This is a genomic window from Marinifaba aquimaris, from assembly GCF_013328345.1.
GTDB classification, from domain to species: Bacteria; Pseudomonadota; Gammaproteobacteria; order Enterobacterales; family Alteromonadaceae; genus Marinifaba; species Marinifaba aquimaris.
This window is the reverse complement of sequence record NZ_JABULX010000042.1, coordinates 15434-27280: the sequence shown is the minus strand read 5'-3', so window position 1 is coordinate 27280 and position 11847 is coordinate 15434. Positions and strand designations below refer to the sequence as shown.

Here is an 11847-nt window from a genome sequence, read left to right as displayed (position 1 = left end):
GTTCAATGACAGATGGTTATGACTGCTATCAAAATGCACTGGCTGAGAGAGTAAACGGTATTCTTAAAAACGAATACTTGTTAATGAAACCAAATAACCTAAATGAGGCAAGGGAAATGGTAAAACAATCAGTCGATTTATATAATCAACAAAGGCCACATTCGGCCTTAAAATACAAAACGCCCGATGAAATTCATCAGGCGTTTTAATCAAAAAAGTGTCAACCCATACTAGGATGGGTCACTCTTTTATTTGCTGATGGGTTACTTGAAGCGAATAACGCCTGGGATATCGTATTTTTCGCCGGTTACCGCTTGTGCTGTTAATAAACCAGAAATTGTTGCTGATTCGACACAGCCCATATTAAAGCCGTTATCAATCCAATCTCCGGTTAAGTACAGGTTGTCAAAGCCCGATTCATCGGTTTTTAACCGATATTGGCTTGAACCAACAGTTGATTGCACATAGCGCTCTGATGGATCAACGTTTGCACGCCAGTACTGACTATCAAACCTCGCTTCACCTTGCTGTGTATCGTCTGCCATTAACCAGTCCCATTTAAATACACCTGGCTCTGGGTTGGCCTTTGGCCAAAATAGACCAATACGCTCTTTTAGCATGGTAATAAAGTCTGCTTTAACTTTATTCGCTTGGCTGATTGGATAATCTGGAGCGGGTGATTCCGGTGCTTTATCAGCATTGAAAACACCACAAAAATAGCTGATATCTTTAGGTGTATTATCACTTGGCCAGTCTTCTCTTGGTGCTAAGTAGCTAACATCAGCCCATGAATCCATTGCTTGAGTTCGATAACCCAAACATTCAGGTGCTTCATCAGCTTTTTCAAATAAATCGGAACCTAACTCTCGAACGTCTTTATTTGCCCACGTTTGTGTGGCTTGCGTGCAGACTGTTGAGATTTTTTCTGTCATTAATTTAAAGGCCGGATTTTGCTCAAGTAGAGTGGGGCAAATATCAGCAAGGCCGGCAACTGAGATACCTAAAATTACTTTATCAAAATCTTTGCCTACATCTAACTCAATCGCTTTTTGTGGATAAATCTCTGCCCAGTTTGACCAGTTAGATTCAAGATTAATCTTGTTCTTGATTAGTAATTCTTTGACATCCTCAGGGAACAAGTCATATTTAGGCGCTGAAGGCCAGCACGGTAAGCCATTGACAGTGACAAGCGGATCGTATTCTTTGCCATCTGCAATAGGGACTTGCTCAACTAGTTTAATTTTAGTGATTTGCTGAATGTCGTCTTGTTTTTCAGCTACTAATTCTTCGACTTTATGGAAGAATTTAAACTTAACACCTCTTTTGTGTAAAACTTCATAATAAGGTCCAAACACTACATCACCCATGCCGGCTTCCATACGCCAAATGAAGGACTCTTTTGAGCAGGTGACAGCTGTTAATCCCGCTCTTAAGACTGTACCTGTCTCAACATTAGGTTGCGCTAAATCACCGTCTTTGTAGGCAAATACCCCGCCGTAAAGTGAGTCAATGATAGGGCCTTTTAATGTGGTTTCACTTGCCCCATGGCGCTTTAACCAGTCGAGCAAGTTCTCATTATTGGCAGCATCAAATCCTTTTTTGTATAACTCATCTTGCATAATGCCTAACAGTGACGTTAAAGCAAAATCAATCATCATCCAAGCTTGTGCTACGGCTCTATTTCTATGGATAAAAGGCTTAGTAAGTTTTCTAAATGTCGAACGAGCAAGTTCTATTGCGGCAATGATAATTGGGTGACTATCGTCATCATCGACACTCGCGTTTTCAAACAGCTGATGTAAGTTTCTTAACTGATCTTCGTGTTTTTTGTGGCCGAGCTTGCGTTTTAGGTAATCAAAACACGATTCTAATTTCTCAAATAGCGGGAAATGTCCATTAAACTCTGTGTGTTCTAATAACCATGCAACGACATTGGTTAGGGCTTGCATAATATCTTGCGGCTCCCAACCTTCACCTACTTTGCCAGGTAACGCCATCGTTTTAACGGGCCAAGTTGTCCATTTACCTTCGAACTCTTGTGCAAAGGCTGTATATTGGTGCGGATGAAAGGCTTCTTCAAGGGTTGCTAATGGGCTGCCGACAGGGCGGTCTAATTCCTCATAGCACAGTCGCATCGCGTGAAAAGCATTGTAGTAAAAACCAAACCATACATGAATGCCATGTTCTTCTATACGGGCATGTTTACCCTTTTCCATATTGCGACCACTCGCACCTTTACCACCAATACGCCAACCCATTTGGTATAGGGTGATATCGTATTTATCTTGCCAATTTGCTTCGCTGGTAATTTTAAATGCGGCAGTAATCGCAGAGACGCCACCACCTAAAATTGCAATCTTCTCTTTTTTATTAGACATGACACTTCCTTATATGAAAAACATGTAGGTCTTTGGGCTTATTAAAACCCTTGGAGAAAGCAGAATGCAAGTTAACTTTTTGATTTCAAATTAAAAAAAAGTAACAGAGTGTGCCAAGGCTTTTTTAGCCTTGGCAAATAGAGGAGGTTAGAAGTGGTAGCTAGCTTCAATTGCTATTTGTCGGCCTTTTTCTAATTGCTTCGCAAAAGCACCGCCGGGTGCAAGAGGCATAATGGTGGTATAGCTGGTGTAGTCTTCATCTGTTGCGTTTTGAATACTTAGTCCAACCTGATAATCATAATGGTTATTGATTAAGTCAATACGGTAATCAACGAGACCATAGCCGTCTTGTTTAGTTTGCTGTTCATTATCAGATGCTGTGGTGTAATCATCTTTGTAGCTGTATGTAAGCAGTTGGCGCAGATCAAACTGGTTACTGATACTGTAATAGTGTTCCAAGCCTAGGTTTACCTTGAAGTCAGGGACAAATGGCATGGGCTCACCCTTCCAATCACAAAAGGTATTACCCGTTTCAAGTGACGTTGTTCGGCTACAAGGAGCTTGTTCAAAGTCATCGTAATAAAAGTCCAAATATTCCCCGTAAACAAATGCGGATAGGGCATCGGTTATTTGCCAGTCAAATTCGACATCAACCCCTTTTGATATAGTACTCGGTGCATTGATAACAATTAAGCTTATACCGCCATTGAAAATGCCCGTTTGCAGGTTATCGTATTCACCATAAAAAGCGGCAATATTGAGGGTTAAATCCTGCCAGTTGGCTTTGTAACCAACCTCAAATACTTTGGCTTTTTCATCATCAAATTCCGCATTTTCTGGATCTGCACTTTCATTGTATAAGTCAAAGCCACCTGCTTTAGCCCCATTAGCAAAGGATGCATAAATCAATTCACTATCATTGAGTTGATATTTGGCACTTAACTGAAACATGTGATGATCTTCGTCACGTTGCAGGTCTAAATCGTGAACTTGACCATTTGGTGAAAGAAAGCCATAAGAAAATAAGTGCGAGGGTACAAGAGCTGGATTATCGCCAAAATTGTTGGGGTCGGCTAAATATTCGGCATTTGCCAGTAAGCTCGGATCACTCAACCAACGGGTGTCGACTAAGTCACCGGTGCTATAGCTGTGGTCAATATCGGCTGTTTGCGATGCTTGTTGACCTGTTTTTTCAATATCGACATAACGATAATTTAGGCCTAGCGTTAAGGCATGTGTTAGTTGGTAGTCTAAGCTGCCTAATAATGCCCACTGCTCTGTATCTTGGTCTAAAGTCAGTACACGAGAAAAAGGGGCACTTAAATTATCAAAACTGCTAACAGGTTGGGCAAATATTGAAGCAAAAATAAGAGGTTGGTTAAAGTCTGCGAAGAACTGGCTCTCTAATTCATCATCTTGGTAATAGATACCTGCAAGAAATGATAATTGATCGGTTATTGAACCTGCAATCCTGAACTCTTGTGAAAACTGTTGATAATTTTCAGTAAGGTAAGAGTTAATCATAGAAACAGTGGTAAAGTCAGTGTCATATGACTGCTCATAATCATATTCACTAAAACCTGTTAAAGATGTAAAGGTCAAGTCTCCCCATTGATAATTAACCTCTAAGGCTGTTTCATCCGTTTCGGTACGCCAAAACGTTTCATTTTCAGTAAAAAGTTCTGGGTTACCTACGTTCATTTTGCCGTCGTTAACACCAGTGTAGGGAGAGCCAGGCCAAGGTTCACCATTTTGGTCAACGTGCATAAAGATATCCATCATATGACCGTTGAGCTCAAAATCACTGTGCTCAGTTCTAAAGTGGACGGATAGTTTGTCGTTAGGCTCATATAAAGCGCTGAAACGCATTGCACTATCGTCTATTTTGGGTTCATCTGTTTGAGTGAATTCATTATAGGCAATGCCATCGTCTTCACGATTTTTAAACGCAAAGCGAACAGCAAACTCTTCAGTAAAGGGCAAGTTCAAAGCCGCTTTTACGTATTTTTCTTGATATTCAGTTTCGTAACTGACCTGAATATCACCACCAAATTCAAACTCTGGTTTTTTGGTGATCATACTGATTGCACCGCCGATAGAACTATTTCCGTATAGGGTAACTTGCGGGCCTTTTAGGACTTCAATTCGTTCCATATCAAAAAAGCCGCTGCGGTGCTGGTTCATACGGCCGCGATAAATACCATCAACATATTTACCTACGGCTTGTTCAAATGATTGGTTGTCGCCTGATGAGACACCACGTAAGCTAAGGCGACTTTGTATTGCAAGTTTTGGTTGCTCAAGCGCAGGAACATAAGTCGTTAGCTCCTGAAAATCATCAACTCTGTAATTTCTGAGTCGCTCTGCGCTAAGTGCTTGAACACTCATTGGCACTTGGTGCAGTGCTTCAACCTTTTTTCGCGCGGTAACGTAAATAGTCTCCATTACTGGCTCTAGGCTCGCTTGCGTGTTCTGATCCTTTTGGGTATGACCCAGCACATGTGTAGGCACTGAAAGTGCACAAATGGCGGCTGTGATCGCGCTTAAAGTGAAAGGAGATTTAAAATTTCTTGTATAAAACAACACTAGCATACAACCTATAGTGACTTATTTAACTGCTAAGTCTAGCGTAAATGATTAGTTTGATATTGCAATCTATTGAAAAACTTAAATTTATATCAAGTTGCTATATCCTATAGATATGATTTAAATTGTACGCCAAAAGGGCTTTTACTTTATTTAACCAGGGTTGATTAGGTTTGATATGTACAATATCAATGAATACGATTTTAAACACTTAGTGCTAGAGCAAGAAAAGCACGTTTTATATTCTGGTAGCAATAACGACCAGCGCCATGCCATCCTCAAAGCAATCAAACCTGAATGCCTCTCAGATGAAGTGCTACAAAGATTCAAACGGGGTTTAAATTTTTTAAACAAATTAGCCGGTAACCCGAACGTCGCTTCTGTTGAACACATAGAACAAACTGAAGAACTGACAGGCGTGATTTTTGACTGTGAACACTACACTCCAATGGTGGCTTGGCTTGAGAAAGCACAGGTAGGGTTAGAACAAAAACTTAAATTTTGTTGTCAGTTAGTGGCTGCTGTTGATTCACTGCACCAAAATAAAATTACTCATACCCTTATCAACCCAAATAACATATTAGTTAACCCCAATACGCTTGAGATTAAACTCATCGGCTTTGAAGATGCACTCGAGATTGAGACCAAGTTAACCAAAGCATCTGAATTATCTTTATCAATCGATAACTTACCTTATATTTCGCCAGAGCAAACTGCTAGAACCAACCGCAAACTAGATTATCGTGCGGATTATTATTCCATTGGTTGTGTCATCTATCGTTTAATGACAGGCGAGCAGGCAATAACGGCACATGATACTTTAGGCTTTTTGCATGCCCATATTGCCGTGGAACCGAAACCTGCTCATCAAATTAATCCAGAGATACAACCTGAAATAGCGGCAATCTTAGATAAATTAATGGCTAAAAATGCTGAAGACCGATACCAAAGTGCTTTTGGTATCAAGGCTGATTTTATCGCTTGTATTAAAGCTTTACAGGGCATGTCGGATATTAATTCGTTTGCTATTGCAAAGTACGATGTTGATTCTCAATTCTATGTGTCACAAAAGCTGATTGGCCGAGAGCATCAACTTCGTGAGTTGATTAATCACTACCAAGCATCAAAACAAGAACAAACGAATCTGGTCTTTATAAAAGGCGCTTCTGGAACGGGTAAATCAGCGCTAGTGAGCGAATTACAAAAGACGATACTGACTCAGCAAGGTGCTTTTACACATGGTAAATGCGATCAGTACAACCGAGGAGTGCCATACAGTGCATTTGTTTATGCTATTGAACATTTAATTCAAAGTTATCTCACACAAACAGATAATCAGATTGCACAACTAAAAACCAGTCTACTTTATTATTTAGAAGGAAATGGCGCATTAATGACAGCGCTGTTCCCAGATTTAACACTGATTATTGGTGAGCAAGCGCCGGTTTCAGCATTGCCTTCTCATGAGGCTGATGCGAGGTTTAGTCGAGTCTTCATTCGGATGATCAAGGCATTTTGCCAAATCAAACCACTTTGTCTGTTCTTAGACGACTTACAGTGGGCTGACCCTGCTTCTCTTGCTTTGATTGAGCACTTGCTTGTCGAAAAAGATTTCCATGGCTTGTTTATTATTGTTGCGTATCGCGACAATGAAGTCAGTGACGATCACCCACTGAGTGTTTTGAGTGACAAATTGTCGGCAAATAACGCCCCCTGTAGTGAATTGCACCTGCCCAATTTATCCATTTCAGATATTGCTATTGTACTGAGTGAAACCCTTAATCGCAGCTTAAATGAGGTCAGCGAACTCGCCTTAGTGTGTCAACACAAAACTGGCGGTAACCCTTTTTACTTAAACCAGTTGCTGACACTACTTAACAAAGAAGGTTTTATCTATTTTCAAGCCGATGAAGGTTGTTGGGCTTGGGATATTGATGCTATTGGCACTTGGCAGGTATCGGCGAATGTTGTTGAGTTATTAACTCGCTCTTTTGATAACTTATCTGTTTCTTCAAGGGAAGTCCTTAAAATAGCGGCATTGGTCGGTAACTTATTTAGCTTAAGAGATGTTTTAGTACTGACCAATTTTGACAAAAGTCAGACCGCTGATGCGCTTTATGAATTGCTAAAATTTGAATTGATTTTGCCGTTAAACGACAACTTCTCTTTCTTAAATGAGCAAGACGATAGTCTAGATCATATCTCTTTATTATCGCGCTTTAAGTTTATTCACGACCAAGTACAGCATGCTGCTTATCAAATGCTACCGGCCGATGAAGCGCAGACTCTCCACTTAAAATATGCACGTATTCTTGACGGTCGCGATAAAAGTGAACAATTTATATTCTCGACAGTAGAACACGTTAATGCTGCTGTCGATTTACTCGTTACTCCAAAGGATAAACGCTACTTTGCTGAGTTAAATCACAGCGCTGCGATAAAAGCTAAAGCAGCGAATGCTTATCAAGCCGCATTTGATTTTCTAGAAGTTGCTCAACAACTTATTATTGGCATTGAGGTAGCTGAGCAAACTCGACTCGATATTTTATTACTGCAAGCAGAGCTTCATTTTTTATGCGGCCGTCCTAAAGCCGCCATTGAAGTGATTACGACCTTACTTGATTCATTGGGTGATGTTATATACCAGGCTAAGGCGCTTTGTTTAAAAGTGACTGTGTTAACTAATTTAGGCCAACTCCAAGAATCGCTGGCAGTGGGTTGTGAGGCCATTCATTTGCTCGACCCAAGTTGGCCTGATGAAAAAGGGGATATAGACAAAGAAATCTCTTCTCAGGTGAAAGTAATAGAAAACTACTTAGCGAGGCATTCAATTGAGAGCTTACTGGCACTGCCTGAAGCTAAGACAGAGCATCACCAATTATTAATGAATTTAGTGGCAATGTGTTGGCCTGCTGCACTCAATGTTAATTTGCCTATGAGTACTTTGTGTGTACTTAAGTTAGTGACTTTGTCTATACAAAATGGCAACAGCTTAAACTCGCCATTCGGCTATGCCAATTATGGCACCATGCTTTGCGCGGTTCATCAAGATTACCGTCAGGGGTATGCGTTTGGTAAATTAGCGATGCAGCTAATTGATAAAACCAATAACGTTGCGCTTAAAGGTAAGGTATATACCATGTTTGGTGTGACCAATAGCCCGTGGTCGAAACCCTTGAAGAACAATGTGGCTATTCTCAAAGATGCTTTAGTCGCAGGTCAAGCATCGGGAGATTTGATATTTACCAGCCACAGTGCATTTCATGTCTTGATGTTAATGCAAATGCAAGGCGTACCATTAACTGAGCTCAATGCGATGTGTGCAAAAAACAAGGGCATCATTGAAAAAGTTAATGACAGTAATGTGGTTGAAGTGTTTAGTATACTGAACCAAATGACTGCGCAATTACAGGGGCATACATCATCTAACCGAGTTTGGGATCATCAAGGGCTCGATGAGCAGACCTTGCTTAATAATATTATCGATAATGAGCATTCCCTGTGTTTGAATTATTACCATTTCAATAAATTATTCTCTGCTATTGTCTTTGGTCGTACCGCTGAGGCGATTGATATGGCAGCTGAGATGGCTAAAACTTTAGCCTTTACGTTTGGCTGGTTCTCTATTGCAGAGCACTGTTTTTTACAAGCGTTAGCATTGGTTCGAGGGTGTCGAGAGGGTTTGCTTGAGCTTGATGATACCAAAAGCAAAGTTATCAATAATCTAAGGCAAATCATCAGTTGGGAAAAAAACTGTCCTTCGAATTTCTCTCACAAGCGTTTGTTAATTGAGGCGGAATTAGCTTGTTTAGATAATCGCCCCGATACCGCCAGTCATTATTACGACATGGCCATCAACGAAGCGCAAGAAGCTGGGTTTATGCAGTACACTGCGCTCAGTAATGAACTTGCCAGCGCATTTTGGCAACGTCAAAAAAGAACAAAATTTGCACGAGTTTACTTAGATGATGCTTATCAAGCGTATAAAAGCTGGGGTGCCAGCGCTAAGCTTAACCAGCTCGAAAAAGAAGCGTTTTGGTTAACTAAACAAACTGAGAGTCAGTTTCAGCTGGATCTCGATTATCAAGCCGTCATGCAAGCAGCACAAAAGCTTTCAGGTACGGTAATGTTAGATGAGTTGTTGAAAAACTTAACGCAATCTATTTTAAAGCTCGCCGGAGCTGAAAAAGCAGTCATTCTACTAAACAAAGAGAATGAATGGTTTGTACAAGCAAAAGGGGCGGTAAACCCAGAAATTACGGCAGTATTACAAGCCCAGCCACTAGCGGCTGCAGAGAATTTACTTTCGCACTATGTGGTCAATTATGTTGGCCGTACCGCTAAGCAATTAGTATTGGCAAACGCGTCAATAGATGAGCGATTTGGCCTTGATGTTTATATCAAACAAAAACAAGTTAAATCATTACTTTGTTCGCCCATCATAAAGCAAAATAAGTTGCTAGGTATTCTTTACCTTGAAAATAATCTCGTTGAACAGGCTTTTACAGCCGAGCGATTACAAGCGCTTGATATATTAGCTTCACAGGCTGCAATTTCGATTGATAATGCGCTCCTTTATGAAAATTTAGAGTCGCAAGTGACAGAGCGTACGCAAGAACTTGCAAAAGCCAAGTTGAAAGCAGAAGAAGCGACGCTTGCTAAGTCCAATTTCTTGGCCAATATGAGTCATGAGATCCGCACACCAATGAATGCAGTTATTGGCTTAAGTCGCTTGGTGATGAGAAGTAAGTTATCTCCGCAGCAGCAAGATCACGTTGAAAAAATTGTCGACTCTTCCGAATCTTTGCTCAAACTAGTCAATGATATTTTAGATTTTTCTAAGATTGAAGCACAGAAAATGACCTTGGAAAGTGTCCGCTTTGATTTAGAAAAAATATTACAACGCGTAGTCAATGTATGTGCGCAGAAGGTTCATGAGAAGGGCTTAGAGCTCGTTTTAGATATTTCACCTGATGTGCCTAAATCATTAATTGGTGATCCGTTTAGATTACAACAAGTCATTATTAATCTGGCCAACAATGCTGTGAAATTTACCGAAACTGGCCTTATTTGTATCAAAATTGAATTGATCAGTATTGAACACGAAGAAACGGAAATTAAGTTCTCGATAATAGATACGGGCATAGGGATGACTCAAAAGCAGCAAGCTAGGTTATTCCAATCTTTTGCGCAAGCTGATGATTCAGTGACCAGAAAATATGGTGGTACGGGTTTAGGGTTAGCAATCAGTAAACAGCTAGTCGAATTAATGTCTGGTCATATCAGTGTTACCAGTGAGGTCGATAAAGGTTCTACATTTAGCTTTAATGCCATTTTTAACTATTGTGAAGATAGTCTCGATAACACCCCATTATTAGATAAAAGCTCTATCAATCAGCTAAAAGTTATGATTGCTGACGATACGCCTATTGCCCGTAAGGTATTGTTAAACGCTTTATCTAGCATAGGTGTTGAAGCCGATAGTGTAGAAAATGGCCAGCAAGCTTTAGACAAAGTGTTGCAGGCTGAAACGGATAAATCGCCTTATGACTTAATTATCATGGACTGGAAAATGCCTGAAATGGATGGCATTGAAGCATCAAAAGCAATCGTTCAACAAGTCAATCATCAGCCACCTCACATCTTAATGGTTTCGGCATATGACAAAGATGAAGCAAAGCGTTTAGCTAAAGAGACGGGGATTAAACAGTTCTTAGAAAAACCACTCAACGCCTCAATATTAGTCGATACCATTCATGATTTTCTTTATCACGATGGCCGTTTTAATGATGCGCAAATTAGTGATAATCACGGCAGTATTCCTGATTTATCTCAGTATCGAATCTTGTTAGTTGAAGATAATGAAGTTAACAAACAAGTCGCACTTGGCTTTTTAGCCGATACCCATGTTCAAGTGCTAACCGCCTGTGACGGTGTTCAAGCAGTCGAAATGGTTCAGAGTGAAGACGTAGACTTAGTCTTGATGGATATTCAAATGCCTAAGTTGGATGGCTTATCAGCAACACGGATGATCCGCAAAGATCTTGAGATCCTTGATTTACCCATTATTGCCATGACCGCTCACGCAATGGAAGGTGATGCAGAAAAAAGTAAGCAAGCGGGTATGCAAGCGCATTTAACAAAACCCATTGAACCAGAGCAACTTTTTGCTACTTTGGCTGAATACTTATCTACTGATAAGCATATTAACGATGTTGATTATGCAAAAACGAGTAGTTTGTACTTTAAGGACTTAGCTCAAAGTCAATTAAATACCTTGCAGTATTTGCACGATCAAGCAGGGTTAGATTGCGAACAAGCCATCAGCAAACTACAGGGTAAAGCCGATCTCTATTTAGAATTAATTGCAGACTTTTATCAAAAAATGAAAGTTGCAGAGTCAGATTTAGTCAATCAATGGAATAGTGAAAATTGGCAGGCCGTTAATATTTTTGTCCATTCTTTAAAATCAAGTGCGAGATATATCGGTGATTATCAGTTAGCCAATATTGCAGAATCGATCGAGCATGGCTTCGCAGAAAATAATGTTGAACAAGATGAATTAAAAGTTCAATTTGATGCACTATTGGCTAAACTCAGTAGGCTTGTACATGAGCTTGGCCAAATAACAGCAAAACCCGAGCAAACAGAGCAGCAAGATCTCGATATCGAATTGACACTTAATACGCTTAAAGAAATTAAGCAGTTGGTTGCATTAGCTGATTCGGATTCGGAAGATTTATCGAAACAACTTGTTGCACAAACTAAAGGCACAGAAGTTGCTGATTTAGCCTCGAAAATTGATAATGAAATCAATGATTTTGAGTTTAATAATGCCATGGTTCACATTGAGCAGTTGTTTGACAAGCTCAGCTCGTAATTG

The 11847-nt window shown here is 40.2% G+C and carries 4 protein-coding genes; 2 read left to right on the top strand and 2 right to left on the bottom strand.

All coding sequences use genetic code 11. The features are described 5' to 3' along the window. Nucleotides 1–209 (top strand): integrase core domain-containing protein (locus HR060_RS17965; protein ID WP_174198709.1); only part of this gene is annotated, 209 nt, incomplete at its 5' end. 54 nt (nucleotides 210–263) lie between these two features. Here the strand turns inward: HR060_RS17965 and HR060_RS17960 are convergent. Beyond that, nucleotides 264–2378, bottom strand: a complete 2115-nt coding sequence (locus HR060_RS17960) for an NAD(P)-binding protein (protein ID WP_174201666.1) — start codon at nucleotides 2376–2378, stop codon at nucleotides 264–266. Nucleotides 2379–2525: 147 nt separating this feature from the next. Next, nucleotides 2526–4823 (bottom strand): TonB-dependent receptor, encoded by a 2298-nt coding sequence (locus HR060_RS17955; protein ID WP_174201665.1) that lies wholly within the window; start codon nucleotides 4821–4823, stop codon nucleotides 2526–2528. Between the two features lie 319 nt (nucleotides 4824–5142). Between HR060_RS17955 and HR060_RS17950 the strand changes: the two genes are divergently transcribed. Further along, nucleotides 5143–11844, top strand: a complete 6702-nt coding sequence (locus HR060_RS17950) for an ATP-binding hybrid sensor histidine kinase/response regulator (RefSeq protein WP_174201664.1) — start codon at nucleotides 5143–5145, stop codon at nucleotides 11842–11844. The last annotated feature ends 3 nt before the right edge of the window (nucleotides 11845–11847 follow it).

Bases quoted from the DNA above. Each gene is read 5' to 3' on its own strand.
- HR060_RS17960 (WP_174201666.1), bottom strand. From the start codon at position 2,378: ATGTCTAATAAAAAAGAGAAGATTGCAATTTTAGGTGGTGGCGTCTCT.
- HR060_RS17955 (WP_174201665.1), bottom strand. From the start codon at position 4,823: ATGGAGACTATTTACGTTACCGCGCGAAAAAAGGTTGAAGCACTGCAC.
- HR060_RS17950 (WP_174201664.1), top strand. From the start codon at position 5,143: ATGTACAATATCAATGAATACGATTTTAAACACTTAGTGCTAGAGCAA.